The organism is Rhizobium sp. NLR16a (assembly GCF_017948245.1).
Classification (GTDB): domain Bacteria; phylum Pseudomonadota; class Alphaproteobacteria; order Rhizobiales; family Rhizobiaceae; genus Rhizobium.
Map to the genome: position 1 here is coordinate 2343431 of NZ_CP072865.1, position 18456 is coordinate 2361886.

The 18456-nt window shown below is 61.0% G+C and carries 19 protein-coding genes; 13 read left to right on the plus strand and 6 right to left on the minus strand.

Going from position 1 to position 18456, the window contains the following annotated elements; genetic code table 11:
- Nucleotides 1–71: 71 nt before the first annotated feature.
- Complete coding sequence (locus J7U39_RS11515; protein WP_210628313.1) at nucleotides 72–1355, minus strand: O-acetylhomoserine aminocarboxypropyltransferase; 1284 nt, start codon at nucleotides 1353–1355, stop codon at nucleotides 72–74.
- 119 nt (nucleotides 1356–1474) lie between these two features.
- Nucleotides 1475–1903 (minus strand): CoA-binding protein, encoded by a 429-nt coding sequence (locus J7U39_RS11520; protein WP_210628314.1) that lies wholly within the window; start codon nucleotides 1901–1903, stop codon nucleotides 1475–1477.
- Between the two features lie 117 nt (nucleotides 1904–2020).
- Here J7U39_RS11520 and J7U39_RS11525 point away from each other — a divergent pair, with 117 nt between their 5' ends.
- Entirely contained in the window at nucleotides 2021–2344 is a 324-nt protein-coding gene (locus J7U39_RS11525; RefSeq protein WP_210628315.1) for a hypothetical protein, read from the plus strand.
- A gap of 473 nt (nucleotides 2345–2817) precedes the next feature.
- On the plus strand, nucleotides 2818–3654 hold the full coding sequence (locus tag J7U39_RS11530; protein ID WP_210628316.1) for an EamA family transporter: 837 nt from the start codon (nucleotides 2818–2820) through the stop codon (nucleotides 3652–3654).
- On the opposite strand, the gene J7U39_RS11535 is transcribed toward J7U39_RS11530, so the two are convergent.
- Together J7U39_RS11535 and J7U39_RS11540 are read right to left on the minus strand one after the other, a co-directional pair.
- Nucleotides 3655–4485, minus strand: coding sequence for an enoyl-CoA hydratase (locus J7U39_RS11535; protein ID WP_210631651.1), 831 nt, complete (start codon nucleotides 4483–4485; stop codon nucleotides 3655–3657).
- Nucleotides 4486–4564: 79 nt separating this feature from the next.
- Nucleotides 4565–4795: a DUF1127 domain-containing protein gene (locus J7U39_RS11540; RefSeq protein ID WP_210628317.1), complete on the minus strand. Its 231-nt coding sequence runs from the start codon at nucleotides 4793–4795 to the stop codon at nucleotides 4565–4567.
- A 72-nt stretch (nucleotides 4796–4867) separates the two neighbouring features.
- Between J7U39_RS11540 and J7U39_RS11545 the strand changes: the two genes are divergently transcribed.
- The 7 genes from J7U39_RS11545 (at nucleotide 4868) to J7U39_RS11575 (ending at nucleotide 11439) form a co-directional block, all read left to right on the plus strand.
- On the plus strand, nucleotides 4868–5767 hold the full coding sequence (locus J7U39_RS11545) for a LysR family transcriptional regulator (RefSeq protein ID WP_210628318.1): 900 nt from the start codon (nucleotides 4868–4870) through the stop codon (nucleotides 5765–5767).
- 269 nt (nucleotides 5768–6036) lie between these two features.
- On the plus strand, nucleotides 6037–6501 hold the full coding sequence (rplM, locus tag J7U39_RS11550; protein WP_210628319.1) for a 50S ribosomal protein L13: 465 nt from the start codon (nucleotides 6037–6039) through the stop codon (nucleotides 6499–6501).
- A 2-nt stretch (nucleotides 6502–6503) separates the two neighbouring features.
- Nucleotides 6504–6971: a 30S ribosomal protein S9 gene (rpsI, locus tag J7U39_RS11555; RefSeq protein ID WP_009995734.1), complete on the plus strand. Its 468-nt coding sequence runs from the start codon at nucleotides 6504–6506 to the stop codon at nucleotides 6969–6971.
- Between the two features lie 307 nt (nucleotides 6972–7278).
- A complete protein-coding gene (gene cml / locus J7U39_RS11560) occupies nucleotides 7279–8466 on the plus strand; it encodes a CmlA/FloR family chloramphenicol efflux MFS transporter (protein ID WP_210628320.1) in 1188 nt (395 codons plus the stop codon).
- 220 nt (nucleotides 8467–8686) lie between these two features.
- A complete protein-coding gene (gene speB, locus J7U39_RS11565) occupies nucleotides 8687–9649 on the plus strand; it encodes an agmatinase (RefSeq protein ID WP_210628321.1) in 963 nt (320 codons plus the stop codon).
- Nucleotides 9650–9710: 61 nt separating this feature from the next.
- Nucleotides 9711–10643 (plus strand): N-acetyl-gamma-glutamyl-phosphate reductase, encoded by a 933-nt coding sequence (gene argC / locus J7U39_RS11570; RefSeq protein ID WP_210628322.1) that lies wholly within the window; start codon nucleotides 9711–9713, stop codon nucleotides 10641–10643.
- Between the two features lie 7 nt (nucleotides 10644–10650).
- On the plus strand, nucleotides 10651–11439 hold the full coding sequence (locus tag J7U39_RS11575) for a sulfite exporter TauE/SafE family protein (RefSeq protein ID WP_210628323.1): 789 nt from the start codon (nucleotides 10651–10653) through the stop codon (nucleotides 11437–11439).
- Nucleotides 11440–11457: 18 nt separating this feature from the next.
- Here J7U39_RS11575 and J7U39_RS11580 read toward each other — a convergent pair whose 3' ends face one another.
- On the minus strand, nucleotides 11458–12561 hold the full coding sequence (locus tag J7U39_RS11580; RefSeq protein WP_210628324.1) for a COX15/CtaA family protein: 1104 nt from the start codon (nucleotides 12559–12561) through the stop codon (nucleotides 11458–11460).
- A gap of 114 nt (nucleotides 12562–12675) precedes the next feature.
- On the opposite strand from J7U39_RS11580, the gene J7U39_RS11585 reads away from it, so the two are divergent.
- Nucleotides 12676–12885 carry a DUF2842 domain-containing protein gene (locus J7U39_RS11585; protein WP_210628325.1) on the plus strand — a complete coding sequence of 70 codons (210 nt, stop codon included), beginning with the start codon at nucleotides 12676–12678 and terminating at the stop codon, nucleotides 12883–12885.
- Between the two features lie 118 nt (nucleotides 12886–13003).
- A complete protein-coding gene (locus J7U39_RS11590; RefSeq protein WP_210628326.1) occupies nucleotides 13004–14245 on the plus strand; it encodes a GNAT family N-acetyltransferase in 1242 nt (413 codons plus the stop codon).
- Between the two features lie 63 nt (nucleotides 14246–14308).
- On the opposite strand, the gene J7U39_RS11595 is transcribed toward J7U39_RS11590, so the two are convergent.
- On the minus strand, nucleotides 14309–16474 hold the full coding sequence (locus J7U39_RS11595; RefSeq protein WP_210628327.1) for a Wzz/FepE/Etk N-terminal domain-containing protein: 2166 nt from the start codon (nucleotides 16472–16474) through the stop codon (nucleotides 14309–14311).
- A 188-nt stretch (nucleotides 16475–16662) separates the two neighbouring features.
- Between J7U39_RS11595 and J7U39_RS11600 the strand changes: the two genes are divergently transcribed.
- Nucleotides 16663–17238: a polysaccharide biosynthesis/export family protein gene (locus J7U39_RS11600; RefSeq protein ID WP_210628328.1), complete on the plus strand. Its 576-nt coding sequence runs from the start codon at nucleotides 16663–16665 to the stop codon at nucleotides 17236–17238.
- Nucleotides 17239–17241: 3 nt separating this feature from the next.
- Nucleotides 17242–18411 (plus strand): glycosyltransferase, encoded by a 1170-nt coding sequence (locus tag J7U39_RS11605; RefSeq protein WP_210628329.1) that lies wholly within the window; start codon nucleotides 17242–17244, stop codon nucleotides 18409–18411.
- Nucleotides 18412–18456: the final 45 nt, after the last annotated feature.

Here is an 18456-nt window from a genome sequence, read left to right on the forward strand (position 1 = left end):
CCGCAAGGCGGCGCTGGTTGTATTTCGACAATGATCGTCTGCGAAATTACAACGTTTGCTGCGAAGGACAATCAGATCTTCGAGAGCGCCTGCTCAAGATCGGCGATGATGTCGTTAACGTCCTCGATGCCGATGGAAAGCCGCACCACGTCGGGTCCGGCGCCGGCGGCGATTTTCTGCTCGTCGCTCAGTTGCCGGTGCGTCGTCGAGGCCGGATGAATGACGAGCGAGCGGGTGTCGCCGATATTGGCCAGATGGGAGAAGAGCTCAAGTCCTTCGACCAGAGTCTTGCCAGCCTCATAACCGCCCCGGATGCCGAAGGTGAAGACGGAGCCTGCGCCCTTCGGCGAATAACGCTGCTGCAGGGCATGGTTCGGATCGTCTTCAAGGCCGGCATAATTCACCCAAGCGATCTTGCTGTGCGCCTTCAGCCACCGGGCGACAGCGATGGCATTGTCGCTGTGGCGCTGCATTCTGAGCGGCAGCGTCTCGATGCCGGTCAGAATCAGGAAGGCATTGAAGGGCGAAATCGCCGGGCCGAGGTCGCGCAGGCCGAGCACGCGGGCAGCGATCGCAAAGGCGAAATTGCCGAAAGTCGCGTGCAGCACCATGCCGTTATATTCCGGTCGCGGGCTAGACAGCATCGGGTAATTGCCTGACTTCGACCAGTCGAAGGTGCCGCCGTCGACGATAAGGCCGCCCATGGAGTTGCCGTGGCCGCCGAGAAATTTCGTCAGCGAGTGCACGACGATATCGGCGCCGTGCTCGATCGGACGGATGAGATAGGGTGTTGCCATCGTGTTGTCGACGATCAGCGGCAGGCCGTGGCGATGAGCGACGTCGGCAATAGCGGCGATATCGACGAAAGTGCCGCCCGGATTGGCAAGGCTTTCGATGAAGATGCCGCGGGTCTTGTCGTCGATCTGGCTTTCGAAGCTCGCCGGATCGGCGGAATCGGCCCAGCGCACCTGCCAGCCGAAATTCTCGAAAGCATGGCCGAACTGATTGATCGAGCCGCCATAGAGCTTGCGGGCGGCGATAAAATTTTCGCCCGGGCGCATGATGGTGTGGAAGACGATCATCTGCGCCGCGTGGCCGGAGGCGACGGCAAGGGCCGCCGTACCGCCCTCGAGCGCGGCGACGCGTTCCTCGAGCACGGCCTGCGTCGGGTTCATGATGCGGGTGTAAATATTACCGAAGGCCTGCAGGCCGAAGAGGGCGGCGGCATGGTCGGAATCGTTGAAGACGAAAGCGGTCGTCTGGTAGATCGGCGTCACCCGTGCGCCGGTCGCTGGGTCGGGCTGTGCGCCTGCGTGGATCGCCAAGGTGTTGAATCCAGGATCGTTCTTGGCCATGTCGCCCTCCGAATTGTTGATCACGAGGCAGGATCATAGCTTGTCGCCGACGAAAGTTAATCGCGATCCGTTTCAACCCTTGGGCGTTCGATGGAAAATCCCTCTCAGGGCAGCCCTGCTCAGGCAATGAGACGGGGATATTCGATCGCCGGGCAACGGTTCATCACCACTCTAATGCCGGCAGCCTCCGCTTTTGCCGCCGCGGCATCGTCGCGGACGCCAAGCTGAGCCCAGATGACCTTCGGTAGCGGCCTCAGCGCCAACGCCTCGTTAACGACCCCATCGAGATATTCGGCGGCGCGAAAGACGTCGACCATATCGATCGGCACCGGAACGTCGGCAAGCCGGGCATAGACGGTGCGGCCTTGGATCTGTTTGCCCGCCTGCCCCGGATTGACGGGTATGACCTCATAGCCGCGCGACAGCAGATAGCCCATGACGCCGTTGCTCGGCCGCGCCGGCTTGGGCGAGGCACCGGTCAGGGCGATGGTCTTTACCGATTGCAGGATTCCGGTGAGATAATCATCCGTGTAGGCGTCATGATCCATTTCCATTTCTCCATTCCGGGAATGCCTTTGAGCCCGCCGGCATTTTTTGGCATGTCGACAAAACCGGCTGCACGTGTTTTGCGTATATAGGAGTTGAATGGCTCTGAGGATGATTCAATGAGAAATATTGCTCTTGCCCTCACGCTTGTGCTCGCCGCGTCACCCGCAGCGGCGATTTCGCGCTACAACCCGCTCACCATGAGCTGCGCCAGCGTGCGGGCGGCCATCCACAATCAGGGCGCCGTCATCTTCCGCTACCAATCTCCCCGCGGGCTACCGCTTTATGATCGCTACGTCCGCAACAGCAATTATTGTGACGCAACCGATTATGCGGAGTGGACCCATATCCCGTCAAAGGACGATCCCCGCTGCCCGGTTCTGAACTGCCAAAACCTAGACAACCTTGACGGGATGCTCTTCATTCCGAATCATCAGCTCTGACGTTGCCGCCGTCACGCCTCCTCCCGGCCGCCGTTCGCCTTCTCTGCTTGCAAACAAGCTTTGAGCTCAATCGCGCGCTGCGATTTCCCCTAGATTATACAATCTGAAGCTTCTTTTTTGTGTATATCAAAGTTATAGAATAATATCTGTATTTCAGCAGCATAGAAAGATCCGCTTCGGATTTCCCCCAGCATTTTTCCCCTTATGTTCTCCGTAAGAGCCATATATGTTCTCTCGTCCATTAGAAACATCTCATAGTTGAGAAGATCGCCTGGATTGAACGCATATCGCGCGCACGTAAAAATTGTCGTCAGAGCCCGACATTGTCTGCATATTGAAAGGATGCTATGGGAACCGAAAACGCATCCGCGACCGCGGCAATGCATTTTCGTGCAAATATCAGTTGTCTTTCCAGAATTCTGCCCCGTCGGGGCGAGGCGCTTCGCCTTCCTCCGCAGCACCGGATTTATCCCTTGCCTCTCGACGTCATCCTGCTCGTTCTGTTCGGTGCGTTGCTGCATGCGACATGGAACGCGATCGTCAAAGCGGGAAGCGACAAATCCCTGGATGCGGCGTTGATTTCGGCCGGCGGCGCGGTGTCCGCGCTGCCGTTTCTGGCATTTCTGCCGTTGCCGCAGAGCGCAGCCTGGCCGTTCATCGGCGCCTCGGCCATCCTGCAGTTCGCCTATTTCCAGCTGGTTGCCGCCGCCTACCGAGCCGGTGATATCGGCCTCGTCTATCCGCTGATGCGTGGTTGCGCGCCGTTGCTGGTCGCCGCGACAAGCGGTGTCGTCCTGCGCGAAAATCTTTCCGGCGCCGCTCTTGCCGGCACCATGACGATTTCAGCCGGCGTCCTGACGCTCGCCCTGGAGGCTCGGCGCAGCAGCGGCCACGCGGTCGCCTTCTCCATTGCCAATGCTTTCGTCATCGCCAGCTACACTTATGTTGACGGCATCGGCGCTCGTCTTTCAGGCAATGCGGTTTCCTATACGTTGTGGATGTCGCTGCTGCCGCCGATACTGCTACTTGCCTGGGCGGCGTCGCAGCGCGGCAGCTTGACGGTGCTGCGTCACGTTCGCCGCAACTGGTGGCGCGGCCTGATCGGCGGCGCGGGATCAATTGCATCCTATGGACTGGCACTTTGGGCGATGACGAAGGCGCCGGTGGCGACCGTTGCTGCACTGCGGGAAACTTCGATCCTCTTTGCCCTGGTGCTCTCGGTTGTCGTATTCAAGGAAAAAGCCGGCATCTGGCGTTACGTCGCTGGCGTCGTCATCGCGATCGGCGTGCTGGTTCTGAAACTCGCCTGATCATTCGCCCTTCCATTCCGGCTTGCGCTTGCCGAGAAAGGCGCCGATCCCTTCCTGCGCGTCCTGCGTCAGCATGTTGTCCACCATCACCTTGGCGGCATAATCATAGGCCGCCTCCATTGGTAGTTCGAGCTGCCCATAAAACGCTTCCTTGCCAATTTTCAGGATCAGTGGCGATTTGCCGGCAATCACGGCGGCATATTTGGAAACGACCTGCGCCAGATACTGCTTCGGCACGATGCGGTTGACGAGGCCGAAATCCTTGGCGGTCGAGGCGTCGATCGTCTCACCGGTCAAGAGCATCTCCATAGCCTGCTTACGGTGCGCGGCACGGGAAACGGCCACCATTGGCGTCGAACAGAACAGGCCGATATTGACACCCGGCGTGCAGAACGTCGAAGTGTCGGTGCAGATCGCCAGATCGCACGAGGCGACGAGCTGACAGCCCGCAGCCGTTGCAAGCCCATCGACCTCGGCGATAACAGGTTTTGGCAGATGCGCGATCTTCAGCATGAAATCGGCGCAGAGCCGGAAGCTTTTCTCGAAAAAAGCGGCGCCCTGATCTTCGTCAACGCGATGGGCCGTGAGTTCCTTGAGGTCATGGCCGGCGGAAAAGACGACGCCGGTGGAGGCGATGACGATGACGCGCACATCCAAATCGGCCTGCGCCTTTTCGAGCTCAGCCATCAGCGCTTCGAGAAGCGCGATCGAAAGCACATTGGCCGGCGGGTCGTTAAGCACGAGCCGCAGCACGCCGTCGCGCAACGAGCGGAGCAACAATCCATCCGTCCTGTCCGCTTCCTTTCGGAAGGATACGATTTCGGCCGTGATGCTGCTCCCTGCACTCGATTTTCACACATTCGTTCTGCCACAAGGCGCCGCCAATTTCGAGCAGGATCCGCCGTCGCGGTCAAAACCAGAACCATGATTTCGATCTCTCCGCCCTCGCCTGCGCAGGGGTCAGACCGATATCGCGTAGCTCGTCATCGGTGAGTTCCGACAGCTTGCGGCGGCTGCGGCGCTTTTCGAGCCGACACTCGACGGCTACCAGCAGCCGCCTGCTCCAACGCGCCGTCTCACGATGTTTCAGCCGAAGGGCGCTCAGCGGTATCTCCAAGCTTTCGTCGAATTCTATAGTCATCTCTTCATCCTTTCCTGATGGACGAAAGATGCGATGGAAGGTGCCGCGAAAGAAGCTTATGGATATTATTATATGCATAAGGATTTCTTTGGAATGGCTCTCAATCTCGACCAACTCGCAACCTTCATCAATGTCGCCGACCTCGGGAGCTTTACGGCTGCGGCCGACAAGGAAGGCGTGACGCAGCCGGCCGTCAGCCTGCAGATCAAGGGGCTCGAACAGCGGCTCGGCGTCAGGCTGATCGAGCGCGTCGGACGGCGGGCGCAACCGACGGCGGCGGGCATCGACCTGCTTTCGCATGCAAGGCGTCTGCTTCAGGAGGCAGCCGTGGCGGAAGAAGCGATGATGCCCCACAGGGATGGCGCCAGCGGCCGTGTGCGCATCGGCAGCGGCGGCACGGCATCGATCCATCTGCTTCCGCGCGCCATCTCCGCCGCCCGGAAGTCCATGCCCGGCCTCGAAATCACCGTCTCGATCGGCAATGCCGACGATATTCTGCGCGATCTGGAAGCCAACAGTCTCGACATCGCCGTCGTGGCCCTGCCGGCATCGGGACGGAACTTCGAGATCGAACCCTTTTTCGAGGAGGAATTGCTGGCTGTCGCCCCCGCGGGCAGCCCCGTGCCCAAGGGTGGACCGGACGCCGCCTTCATGCGCGACAGGACGCTGCTACTATATGAGGGCGGCAATACGAGACGGGCAATCGACGCCTGGCTGGCAGCCCCGGGCACCAGGATCCGACCGGCGATGGAGTTCGGCAGTATTGAGGCGATCAAGGAACTGGTGGCCGTGGGACTCGGCTGGTCGATCCTGCCGGGGTTGGCGGTGAAGCGCGACCGCGCCGGTCTCCTGACGGCATCGTCGCTGCGGCCGAAGCTGACACGCCGCCTTGGCATGGTTCTTCGCCGGGACAAACATCTGACACGCGGCCTTCGGGAAATGATAAAATGCCTGCGCGCTTTTGAGGATTAGCGATGGTTTTCGACCGACGGCGGGGCAAATATTCAGTTCGATTGTGGGGTATCACAACACCACACTTATAACCATTTGTTTTCATTTGTACTTTTTTCCGTCCGTCGCGAAAGCCGATATTGACCCGGTGTCACATTGCCTTTATACACCGCGCCAGAACGCAGCCTGTCCGGGCTGCTTTCTTTTTGGCAGGTTCGCGCTTGCCAATCCAAGCAACAAGAAACGCCCTTAAAGCCCTCGGGCCAAGGGTCCTAAAAGAGAGTATTCACATGGCAACCTTCTCACAGAAGCCTGCAGAGGTGGAGAAGAAGTGGGTGATCATCGACGCCGAAGGGCTGGTCGTTGGCCGTCTCGCTTCCATCATCGCTATGCGCCTGCGCGGCAAGCACAAGGCAACCTTCACACCCCACGTTGACGACGGCGACAACGTCATCGTCATCAATGCCGACAAGGTCATTTTCACCGGCAAGAAGTATTCCGACAAGGTCTACTACTGGCACACCGGTTATGCCGGCGGCATCAAGGAACGCACCGCACGCCAGATCATCGAAGGCCGCTTCCCGGAGCGCGTCCTCGAAAAGGCCGTCGAACGCATGGTTCCGCGCGGCCCGCTCGGCCGTCGCCAGATGAAGAACCTGCGCGTCTACGCCGGCTCCAACCATCCCCATGAAGCCCAGCAGCCGGTCGCCCTCGACGTTGCCGCGCTCAACAAAAAGAACGTAAGGAGCGCCTGATCATGGCTGACCTCTCCTCCCTGAAGGATCTCGGCACGGCTTCCGAAGCTGCTGCTCCGGCCCACGTCCGCAAGGTCGATTCGCTCGGCCGCTCCTACGCCACCGGCAAGCGCAAGAACGCCGTTGCCCGCGTCTGGGTCAAGCCGGGCTCCGGCAAGATCATCGTCAACGGCAAGGAATTCGCGGAATATTTCGCGCGTCCGGTGCTGCAGATGATCCTGCGCCAGCCGATCGTCGCGGCTGCCCGTGACGGCCAGTTCGACATCGTCGCAACCGTTGCCGGCGGCGGCCTCTCCGGCCAGGCCGGCGCCGTTCGCCACGGCCTGTCCAAGGCGCTGACCTACTTCGAACCGGGCCTGCGCTCGGTGCTGAAGAAGGGCGGCTTCCTGACCCGCGACAGCCGCGTCGTCGAACGCAAGAAGTACGGCAAGGCAAAGGCCCGCCGCTCGTTCCAGTTCTCCAAGCGTTAATCGCTTCGGACAGACGGAATTTGCGAAAGGCCGGGAAAACCCGGCCTTTTTCTTTGGGTGTTTGATGAATCCCGGGAAGCGCCTGCCGGTCGCCATTGCCGCACTCCGGTTCTGCTGGTAAAAATCCGACAAAACGCTTCGCGAACGAGCGGAGCGGCAATCAAGGTCGCATCATGGGAACAACCAAGTCCGCAGACAACTAAGCCGCAACAACTTTGCGCTGTTGTTGCGGCATCTGTCCAGCAAATCCGATACTGATGAAAGACAGATCGCCGCCGAATGAAAATCATTTGAGCGGACCTTACCCATGTCTTATCCGAAAATTCCGTCGTGGAATTACTCCGTGCCGGCAAGCTTGTTGCTGATCGCCCCTTTCGACGTCCTGGCGTCGCTTGCCATGGACATCTATCTCCCGGTCGTGCCGACGATGCCCCAGGCACTTGGCACCTCGCCTGAAGTCATCCAGTTGACCCTCAGCCTCTACATGCTTGTGCTCGGCGTCGGCCAGATTGTCTTTGGTCCGATCTCCGATATCGTCGGGCGACGGCCCGTGCTGATCGGCGGGGCGGCACTCTTTGCCCTTGCGTCCTTTCTGCTTGCCGGGGCCTCATCCGCACTTCTCTTCGTGGCCTTGCGATTGTTGCAGGCGATCGGCGCCTCGGCGGCTCTTGTCGCCACCTTCGCAACAGTGCGCGACGTCTACGCCGAACGGCCGGAAAGCAGCGTGATCTATAGCCTGCTCGGTTCGCTGCTATCGCTTGTGCCTGCGTTCGGGCCGGTCGTCGGCGCGGTGATTGCCGACCACTATGGGTGGCGAGCCATCTTTCTCGTCATCGGCCTGCTTTCGATCGTTGCCATTCTCAATGCCGGCATGCGGTGGCATGAAACCCGCCCCGCTGCGGCGACGACAACCATCGCCATACGCCCGATCCTCGCGAGCCTGCCCTTCTGGATCTACACGACCGGTTTCAGCGCGGCGATGGGAGCCTTCTTCGTCTTCTTCTCGACCGCACCCCGTATCCTGATCGATCGGGCCGGCTTTTCCGGCATCACCTTCAGCTTCATCTTTGCCTCGGTGGCCTTGGTGATGATCGTGACGGCGCGTTTTGCCAAGCGCTTCGTCACACGCTGGGGCATCACAGGCAGCCTCGCAAGAGGCATGACGTTGCTGCTTGTCGGCGCGGTAACGCTTGCTATGGGAGAGATGTTTCTGCAGGCACCCCTTATCGGCCTCATCCTGCCGATGTGGATCATCGCGATCGGCATTGTCTTTGCGACAGCCGTCACGGCAAATGGTGCGCTTGCGGCTTTCGGCGATACCGCGGGAACAGCCGTGGCGCTCTACTTCTGTGTCGAAAGCCTGCTGGTCGTTGCAGGCACATTGTTCGTGGTTCTGCTCGACGGGAACACAGCCTGGCCACTCGCTGCCTATACCGGCGCGGCAGCGCTGATAACGTTGGCCGGATTGCGTCAGCTAGCGCGGAAGGCCGCCTGAGGAATTTGCCACGGAATGGCGGCAGCTCAAAACGCAGAGCGGCCGTCAAGCGAGGCATCGCTTGAAATCTCGGCGCACCTCGCCTACCCCTTACCTACCCCGAACCGAACATCAGTTCCTTTCGGGGCAGGATCAGGCGGTTTGGTCGTGACGGTGGCCAGGCAATATAAGGTCGACATCGAACGCGACTACGTTGGCGCCCACAGAGAAGGAGCCCCCCTTGGCGAACAAGACCATTGATCACGCCTTCACGGCGACCAGCCTCACCTCCGCCGCCAGCGACCCGACCTTTGCCGGCGCGCTGTCCTTCATGCGCCGCCGCTTCACCAAGGAGCTTGCCGGCGTCGATGTCGCCGTCTGGGGCATCCCCTTCGATGCCGCCACATCGAACAGGCCGGGCACGCGCTTCGGCCCGCAGGCGATCCGGCGTGCCTCGGCGATATTCGACAATGATGCGCAATATCCCTTCAACCGCGACCTGTTTGCCGACATGGCGGTGATCGACTATGGCGATTGCCTGCTCGACTACGGCAATCATCAGGACACACCTGGTGCCATCGAACGCCAGGCCAACGCGATCCTCGACAGCGGCGCCTTTCTGCTGACGCTCGGCGGCGATCACTACGTCACATGGCCGCTGCTGAAAGCCCATGCGGCAAAACACGGGCCTCTCGCACTCGTGCAGTTCGACGCTCACCAGGATACCTGGTTCGACGAAGAGCGGCGCATCGACCACGGCTCCTTCGTGGCGCGGGCCGTGCGCGAAGGTATCATCGATCCTGACCGCTCGATCCAGATCGGCATCCGCACCCATGCGCCGGAGGATTGCGGCCTCAATATTCTCTATGGTCATCAGGTCGAAGACATGAATGCCGGCGACATCGCCTCGGCGATCATCTCTCATACGCGCGGCGCCCCTGCCTATCTCACCTTCGATATCGATTGCCTGGATCCGGCCTTTGCGCCAGGTACCGGCACGCCAGTTGCCGGCGGACCGTCGAGCGCCAAAATCCTCTCGGTGCTGCAGCGCCTGCACCAGCTCGATATCCGCGGCGCCGACGTGGTCGAAGTGTCGCCGCCCTACGACCATGCCGATATCACCGCCATTGCGGGGGCAACGGTGGCAATGTATATGCTTGGCCTTCATGCCGAGCGACGCGCCATTGCGGCCTCACAAGGCTGATTTATCATCGTTCAAATTGAATCCGGAAATCCTCAGAACCCATTGAAAGCGCAGGTCTAACATGGCACCGAAAATCTTCATCGATGGCGAACACGGCACAACGGGTCTGCAGATCCGCACGCGCATGGCCGGCCGCCGCGATGTCGAGCTTCTGTCCATTCCCGAGGCCGAGCGGCGCAACGCCGCCATGCGCGAAGACATGCTGAACGGCGCCGATATCGCCATTCTGTGCCTGCCCGACGACGCGTCGAAGGAAGCGGTCCAGATGCTGTCGGGCAACAACAACGTCCGCGTCATCGACACCTCCACGGCCTTCCGCGTCAATCCCGCCTGGGCCTACGGCTTTGCCGAAATGGACGACGCACAGGCCGACAGGATCAAGGCCGCCCGCTTCGTCTCGAACCCCGGCTGCTATCCCACAGGCGCGATCGGGCTCATCCGGCCGCTGCGCGCCGCCGGCATCCTGCCGGACGGCTATCCGGTGACGGTCAACGCGGTCTCCGGTTATACCGGCGGCGGCAAGCAGATGATCGCGCAGATGGAAAACCCGGATCATCCGGATGCGATCACCGCGCCGCATTTCCTCTACGGCCTGCCGCTCACCCACAAACACGTGCCGGAGATGACCGCACATGGCCTGCTCGACCGAGCCCCGATCTTTTCGCCGTCGGTCGGCAAGTTCGCGCAGGGCATGATCGTACAGGTGCCGCTGCATCTCGGCGATCTCGCCGAGGGCGCGACGATGGAAAGCATTCACGCGGCACTGGTTGCCCATTATGCCGGACAGGACATCGTCACGGTCGTGCCGCTCGCCGAAAGCAAGGCGCTCCCCCGCGTCAACGCCGTCGAACTGGAGGGCAAGGACACGATGAAGCTCTTCGTCTTCGGTACGCCGGGTGGTTCCCAGGTCAATCTGGTGGCGCTGCTCGACAACCTCGGCAAGGGCGCCTCGGGTGCTGCCGTGCAGAACATGGACCTGATGCTCGCCAGCTGAGGCCACGATGCTGGATAGGCTTGTCGCCGATATGCAGGCGTGGTTTGCCGCCGCCCTACCCGGTCACGGCATTTATGCGCTGATGGCGTTTGCCTTGATCGCCGGGCTAGCTCGCGGCTTTTCCGGTTTCGGCGCAGCGTTGATCTTCGTCCCGCTCGGCGGTGCCATCGTCGGGCCGAAGCTGGTCTCGCCGATCCTGCTCGTCATCGACGGCATCGCCACACTGGGGATGATCCCACCCGCCTGGCGCGACGCCAACCGGTCCGAGGTCTTCGTCATGGCGGCCGGTGCGGCACTCGGCGTCCCGACCGGCACGGCGCTGCTGGCGCTGCTCGACCCGACGCTGCTGCGCTGGAGCATCACGATCATCGCCATCTGTCTGCTCGCGCTTCTCGTATCGGGATGGCGCTACCACGGCGCGCCGTTCGCGCCGCTCGGCAGCGGCGTCGGCCTGATTGCCGGACTTTTCAGCGGCGCCGCGCAGCTCGGCGGGCCGCCTGTCGTCGCCTATTGGCTCGGCGGCAAGACCGACTTCGCGCGTGTCAGAGCGAATGTCGTGCTGTATTTCTCGATCTCGTCGGTGTTCAGCGCCATCAGCTATTATGTCGGAGGACTGTTCGTGCCCGCCGTGTTCGCGCTCACCGTCGTCGTCCTGCCGAGTTATGCGCTGGGTCTCTATGGCGGCTCGAAACTGTTCGGGCTTGCCGAGGAACGGACCTTCCGCATCGCCTGCTACGTGCTGATCGCGGCCGCTGCCGTTATCGGCATGCCGCTGCTCGACGGCGTGCTGCGTTAGAACGAAAGGCCTCTCGCTTCAATCGCGTTCGGTGATCATCGTCTCGTGCGGGTATTCGCCGTAAAAGCCGCGCCAGTTGGCGACGGCGAAACCAAATACAACAAGCGCGCCGGCCTGGTGCAGCAGGCCCCAGTGAAGCGGCACCTGCATCAGCAGCGTGGCAATGCCGATTGCCGCCTGAACGGTCACCAGCGCGAAAAGCAGGACGGCGCGGCGGGCATGGGTGGTCCAGGGTGCGGCGCGAAGGGCGATCACCATGTTAATGAGCACCACTGCGAAGAGCGTATAGGCGCCGATGCGGTGGATGAACTGCACGGTTTTCGGATTCTCGAAGGCATTTATCCAGAAGGGCTGCTGAACCAGCAGATCGGAGGGAATGAGGGCGCCATCCATCAGCGGCCAGGTATTGTAGGAAAAACCGGCATCGAGTCCCGCCACCAGGGCGCCGAGATAGATCTGGAACAGCGCGAAAACAGCGATTGCGGCAGCGAAGCCGCGCGAACTGCGTGCCGGCGCCGGATCGTTGGAGTGCGGCGACAGCCCGCGCATGATCCACATGCAGCCGGCAAAGATCAGGCAGGCCATGACGAGATGCGTCGCCAGCCGGTACTGACTGACGTCGGTGCGAACGGAAAGGCCTGAGGACACCATCCACCAGCCGATGAAACCCTGCAGACCGCCGAGCGCCAGGATGCAGACGAGCGGCCAGCGCAGGCGTTTCTCAATCCGCCCCGTCAGCCAGAAATAGAGGAGCGGCAGCGCGAAGATCACGCCGATGCCGCGGGCGATCAGCCGGTGCGCCCATTCCCACCAGAAGATGTTTTTGAACTCGTCGACGCTCATGGAACTGTTCAACTGCTGAAATTCGGGAATACGCTGGTAGAGGCGGAACTCCTCTTCCCATTCCGCGGCTGTCAGCGGCGGAATGACGCCGTGGATCGGCTTCCACTCGGTGATCGACAGACCGGAATTGGTCAACCGCGTTGCCCCTCCAACGAGCACGAGACAAAAGAGCGCCAAAAGCACAAAGCCGAGCCACAGCCGCAATGCGCGCCGGTTGCGGTTCTGCTTGCGTACTTCGCTCAGGATCGCCTGTTCCGTGGTGAGGTTCGCGACGGCCATGATGTCTCCTTCTATCCGGCAGTTGATTTGCCCCACCGGCTCATGCAAAACAAGCCCCGAAGCTTTGCGGCATGCCGTCGCGCCGCTCCGCGCTACCCACACAAGAGATAAACAATGCCCGTCCGCCTCCGCAAATTCATCGGCACGATCATTATCATCGTGCTTGTGCTCGTCTACGCACTGGTGGCGAACACGATCGCGGTGGTGACGCTCGGCAACGCCCCCTGGTGGGGGCACCTGCTCTACTTCTTGCTGACCGGCCTGCTTTGGGTATTGCCGGCAATGGTCATCATCAAGTGGATGGCCGGACCGCGGCAGCAGTAGACCATTAACGGCCGAATAACCGTGATCGGCGGAAAACCTCGTCGATGGGCGGCGATTAAACCAAATATACGTCCTGCACACCTACTTTCCCGTTCAGCATTTTGACCGGAGAGTTCCCGTGCAGACGCAAAAGCTCGATTTTGATGAACAGTCGTCGGACGATGGCGCGCTGGCCGAGATGGCGATTTCACGCCTACGCCAGACGAGCATGAAACTTGCCATGGCGAAAATCGACATTACGGTTTTTGATGCGATGGAGCCATTGGAGGATGATTGGCGGGCTCTGGAGACCGATGATCTCCATTCGCTTCATCAGAGCTATGATTGGTGCGCTGCCTGGGTCAATGCCTTTCGCCAGCCGCTGGCGATCCTCAAAGGCACCTATGCCGGGGAGACGGCCTTCATTCTGCCGATCGAGATCGTCAGATCCCGCGGATTGGCCGTCGCAAAGTTCATCGCTGCCGATCACAGCAATATCAATACCGGTCTGTTCTCCGGCAATTTTGCGGAAAGTGGCGGCAGCATCGATGCGGAGAAGTTCGCGGCGCAGCTTCGGCAGGCCTTAAAGGGCCATGCCGATCTGCTGCTGCTGCAAAACCTTCCGCTGGAATGGCGCGGGAGGCAGACCCCACTCACCGGACTGCCGATGGTGCAAAACCAGAACCACGCCTATCAATTGCCGTTCCTCTCCAATTTCGAGGAGACGCTGAAGCAGCTCAACGCCAAAAGCCGGCGTAAGAAATTCCGCGTTCAATCGAGGCGTCTGGAGGCGGCCGGCGGCGTCGAACACACCATCCCGGAAACATCGGAAGAACAGCACCGCCTGCTCGATATCTTCTTCCGCCTGAAGAGTATTCGCTTCGCCAGCCTTGGCCTGCCCGACGTCTTTGCCGATCGGGAAACACAGGCCTTCCTGCACGGCCTCATCGGTAAGCGGGATGATGCGAGACAGTATCTCGGCCTGCAGATGCATGCGCTGCGGCTGAAGGGCGAGAACAAGGACCGGATCGCTGCGGTCTCGGGCATTTCGCGCAAGGGTGATCACGTCATCTGCCAGTTCGGGGCGATCGACGAAGATCTTGCGCCCGATACCAGCCCCGGCGAATTCCTCTATTGGCAAACCATTTCCGGACTGCACGGCAAAGGCGTCGCGCTGTTCGATTTTGGCCTCGGCGATCAGACCTACAAACGATCCTGGGCGCCGGTTGAGACCGCTCATTACGACGTGGTGCTGCCGGTTTCGCCATTTGGCCTCGCCGCCGGCGCGGCACACCGGATCGTTACCCGGAGCAAGGCGCATATCAAGGCGCGGCCGAAGCTCTATAAATTCGCCCAGGGCATCCGCGCACGGATTGGCTGAGCGTTCTTGGTCTTGCGCATGTCGTTCTTCGCAAAACCGCTGCACAGTTTTGCGCGACATGCTTCAGGCGGCCTGGCCGAGCGCCTGCTCGTCCACTTGGCCGCCCGACATCAGCACGACGCGGTCATAGCCCGCCGCCTGGAATTCCGTCATCAGGGCAACGAAGATCGTCTCCTCTAGCCGCGGTAGGGAGAGGATAATTTCAACATCCCGGCTGCGCGTGAGCCGCGAGACGCCTGCAACGTCGGCCGCACCGCATTCGACCACCACGAGGTCGTAGGCGGCGGCGAGCGCATCGAGCAGCAGCGACAGCCGGTCGACACCGCGCATGGCGCGGCGCACGTCGCTCTGACCCTGCGGGATCAGATGAGCATCGGAAAGACGATCGCTGTGGATCGTGTCGCCGAAGGCCGCCTCGCCGCACAGCAGATCGGTGATGCCAGCCGCGACCTGGTTCTCGGCCATCAGTTCTGTGGGATAGCCGGAGCCGGTCATATCAATCAGAATGACGCGGCGGCCGGCATCGGCGAGCATGCGCGTCAACGAAACCGTCGCCGCCGAACCGTTATCACCAGTTGGAGATATGACGATTGCCAGCGGCGCCCGGCTGCCCGTGAGGTAGTCCGCAACGGAGGCAATGGAAAATTCATGGTCGTCCTCCGGCGCCTCTTCGGCGGCCGCCGTTTCTTCGATCATATCCTTTCCGTCATCCTCCGTGACAACGGCGAGCATGCTCGGCTGGACGGGCCTTCCGGCGGCCGGTGCTGCCTGCGGCACATCCTTGTCTCCGACGACCGTTTCCGCCTCGACCGCGTCACGGGACGCATCGACAGCACGAAGCGCCCGACCGCTGAAGAGTTCGGCGAGCATGGTGACGATGGCGCTCAGGATCAGCGTTGCGACGGCCGCGACGACGACGATCGGAACCACCTTCGGGAAATAGGGATCGACCGGCTCGATGGCCCGGGAAACGATACGGGCGTCAGCCGGGCTGGAATTGCTGTCGGCGCGCGAGGCGGCCTCGCGGTAGCGCACCAGATAGGTTTCGAGCAGCTGGCGCTGGGCGTTTGCCTCGCGCTCGAGCGCGTTGAGGCCGACCTCGTCTTCGCCGGCGCGGGCGCTGTTAGCCTGTACCGCGTCCTTCTGGCGCTCGAGCTCGCTTGCGCGGAGGTCGGCAACTTTCGCCTCATTTTCGATGCTGGCCAGAATCTTCTGCGTCTCCTGGCGGATTTGGCCGCGAATATCGGAGAGCTGGGCGCGCAGACTCTTCAGCCTCGGATGACTGTTGAGAAGGCTGGTCTGCAGATCTGATATTTGCGACTGCAGGCCCGATTCCGTAGCCTTCAGCCGCTGGATCGCCTGGGAAGACATGATGTCAGGCAGCGTATCGGAGGCTTCGCCCGATGACAGCGCATTGCGCACCGCCTGCGCCCTCGCCTCGGCATTGGCCTTGTCGCCCCGTACGCGGGTGAGTTCTGCGGAGATGTCATTAAGCTGCTGGGCGGGAAATGTGGTCGTGCCGTTCGTTTGCAGCAGACCGTGGGTGGTGCGATACTCGGCAACCTTCTTCTCGGCATCGCTGACCTTCTTCCGCAGGTTTTCGATCTCCGGCTCGAGCCAACGCGTCGCTTCCGAATTGGAAGCGAGCTTGGCGCCGCTCTGGGTGGAAAGGTAGACATTCGCCATGGCGTTCGGGATGGCGGCGGCGAGCTTCGGATCCTTCGACGTGAAGTTGATGCCGATGACGCGCGAACCCGGCACCTGATAGACCTGCAGCCGCTCGACAAAAGCATCGATTACTCGTTCTTCCGGCGGGTTCTCCATCGGATTCTTCTTCAGATGCAGATTCACGAGGATGCTGCTCATCGCCGAGCCGTTGGCGGCATCGTCGAATTCCGGCAGATTGTAGAGCTTCAGGTCGTTGATCACCTTCTTGAGGAGATCGGCCGATTGCAGGAGCTGCACCTGGCTGGCGATATTCAGCTCGTCCATCAGCGGCCCGCCGCCGGCTTCGTTCGCCTGCTGGGTACTGGCGAAGGCTGGCGCGCGGGGTTCGATGAGGATGCGTGTTTCGCTGCGATATTGCGGCGAGATGATCTTGGCGCCGGCAAAGGCGACGCCGACCGCCGCAAGCGTGATCGTCAAAATCCTGAGCCGGCGCGCCCACACGGCGCGAACCAACTGGCCGAGGTCGATGTCCACATCCTGATCACGCACTACCCCGGACATGCTCTTACTCCACAACAAAGGTGCCGCAAGCGTAAACGACCATGGTAACGCAACGGTTAATTCGATCTCGCCAAGAAATAGAGGAGATCGGCAAAGAATTGGGGGATTGCCATGCGCCTTTTACCGGGTATTAACCCTAACGGATCGATAACGGCTGCACCGAGTTCATTTTCTGTGAGCACAAGCGGATGTCTGTCGCCCCGCCTAAGATCCTTTTGGCCCTGAGCCTTGCAGCCATGACGGCGGCATTGGGCGGCTGCACGACGTACAAGCCGGCTCCGAAAGCCTTCAACGAGGCAATCATCCAGCCCTATACGCTTGATAGCGGCGATCGGCTGCGCATCACCGTCTTCGACCAGCAGAGCCTAACCAATACCTACACGGTGGACCAGGCCGGTTACATCGCCTTCCCCCTCATCGGTCAGGTCCCTGCCCGCGGCCGAACCCTCCAGCAACTCTCAGGGCAGATCGCCCAGAAACTGCAGCAGGGCTATCTTCGCGATCCCGATGTCACCATCGACGTCGACCGTTACCGTTCGATCTTCATCATGGGCGAAGTCGGCCAGCCCGGCCAATATGCCTATGTTCCGGGCATGACCGTGCAGAATGCCATCGCCGTTGCCGGCGGCTTCTCCAGCCGCGCCAACCAAAGCATGGTCGATGTCACCCGCAAGATAAACGGACAGGTGCTGACCGGCCGCATCAATATATCCGGCCCGATCATCGCGGGCGACACGATCTACGTTCGCGAACGGCTCTTCTGAGCAATGGCAAGAGAGAGGCCGCTCCGCATTCTTCACTGCTTCAGATCGCCGGTCGGCGGAATTTTCCGCCATGTCCGCGACCTGGTCGAGGAACACAGCAAGGCCGGGCATCACATCGGCATTCTCTGCGACAGCTCGACCGGCGGCGAGCACGAGGACAGATTGTTCGACGATATCCGCCCATATCTGTCGCTCGGCCTGACGCGCGTGCCGATCCGCCGCTCGGTCAGCCCGTCCGATATCGCGACGATGTGGGATACGTACAAGAAGATTAAAAGTTTGCGGCCGGATGTGCTGCACGGGCACGGCGCCAAGGGCGGCGTGCTCGCGCGACTTGCCGGCTCAGCCCTGCGGGTGAACAGGTATCGCGTAGCCCGCCTCTATACCGCGCATGGCGGAAGCCTGCATTATTCGCGCTCCTCATTCACAGGACAGTTCGTCCTCAGGATGGAGCGCCTGCAGGAATATTTCACCGATGCGCTGGTCTTCATCTGCGAATACGAGCGCGACACCTATGCCCGCAAGGTGGGCAAGCCGCGGACGAAGACGAAACTGATCTATAACGGCATCGGAGAGCGTGAATTCGAGCCGATCCACACCCGGTCGGATGCCGTGCATTTCATCTATGTCGGGATGCTTCGGGACCTCAAGGGTCCCGATCTGTTTGTCGATGCCTTCGCCAAGACCGAGCGGCTGCTCGGCAGGCCGCTTTCGGCATTGATGATCGGCGACGGACCTGACCGCGACCGCTATCGCGAGATGATGATCGAACGCGGCCTCGGAAAACGGATCGGCATGCTGCCGGCAATGCGTATCCACGAAGCCTTTGCCATGGCGCAAAATCTCGTCGTCCCGTCTCGCGCCGAAGCGATGCCCTATATCGTGCTCGAAGGGCTGGGGGCCGGCAAAACGATCATAGCCAGCCGCGTCGGCGGCATTCCCGAGGTGCTCGGCAAGGACAGTCCGGCTCTTGTAGAGCCCGGCAATTCCGACGATCTCGCTCGCGTCATGGCGGAAGCGCTCAGCACGCCCGGCTGGCACGCCAGAACTATGCCGTCGCATGAGGCAGTAAAGGCCGTGTTTTCCTCGACCGTGATGGCGCGGGATGTCCTGCAATTATACCATGAGCTCGTCAGTCCCGCCGCCGAACAAGCAGTGTTCGTTACCCCGTAAATATTTCTTAGGGGCTTTCTGGTATTTCGCTTGCTGACAACGAGC

What these genes read in the sequence shown, in the direction of transcription:
- J7U39_RS11515 (WP_210628313.1), bottom strand. Translation starts at nt 1,355, where the DNA reads ATGGCCAAGAACGATCCTGGATTCAACACCTTGGCGATCCACGCAGGC.
- J7U39_RS11520 (WP_210628314.1), bottom strand. Translation starts at nt 1,903, where the DNA reads ATGGATCATGACGCCTACACGGATGATTATCTCACCGGAATCCTGCAA.
- J7U39_RS11525 (WP_210628315.1), top strand. Translation starts at nt 2,021, where the DNA reads ATGAGAAATATTGCTCTTGCCCTCACGCTTGTGCTCGCCGCGTCACCC.
- J7U39_RS11540 (WP_210628317.1), bottom strand. Translation starts at nt 4,795, where the DNA reads ATGACTATAGAATTCGACGAAAGCTTGGAGATACCGCTGAGCGCCCTT.
- J7U39_RS11545 (WP_210628318.1), top strand. Translation starts at nt 4,868, where the DNA reads ATGCATAAGGATTTCTTTGGAATGGCTCTCAATCTCGACCAACTCGCA.
- rplM (WP_210628319.1), top strand. Translation starts at nt 6,037, where the DNA reads ATGGCAACCTTCTCACAGAAGCCTGCAGAGGTGGAGAAGAAGTGGGTG.
- rpsI (WP_009995734.1), top strand. Translation starts at nt 6,504, where the DNA reads ATGGCTGACCTCTCCTCCCTGAAGGATCTCGGCACGGCTTCCGAAGCT.
- cml (WP_210628320.1), top strand. Translation starts at nt 7,279, where the DNA reads ATGTCTTATCCGAAAATTCCGTCGTGGAATTACTCCGTGCCGGCAAGC.
- argC (WP_210628322.1), top strand. Translation starts at nt 9,711, where the DNA reads ATGGCACCGAAAATCTTCATCGATGGCGAACACGGCACAACGGGTCTG.
- J7U39_RS11575 (WP_210628323.1), top strand. Translation starts at nt 10,651, where the DNA reads ATGCTGGATAGGCTTGTCGCCGATATGCAGGCGTGGTTTGCCGCCGCC.
- J7U39_RS11580 (WP_210628324.1), bottom strand. Translation starts at nt 12,561, where the DNA reads ATGGCCGTCGCGAACCTCACCACGGAACAGGCGATCCTGAGCGAAGTA.
- J7U39_RS11585 (WP_210628325.1), top strand. Translation starts at nt 12,676, where the DNA reads ATGCCCGTCCGCCTCCGCAAATTCATCGGCACGATCATTATCATCGTG.
- J7U39_RS11595 (WP_210628327.1), bottom strand. Translation starts at nt 16,474, where the DNA reads ATGTCCGGGGTAGTGCGTGATCAGGATGTGGACATCGACCTCGGCCAG.
- J7U39_RS11600 (WP_210628328.1), top strand. Translation starts at nt 16,663, where the DNA reads ATGTCTGTCGCCCCGCCTAAGATCCTTTTGGCCCTGAGCCTTGCAGCC.
- J7U39_RS11605 (WP_210628329.1), top strand. Translation starts at nt 17,242, where the DNA reads ATGGCAAGAGAGAGGCCGCTCCGCATTCTTCACTGCTTCAGATCGCCG.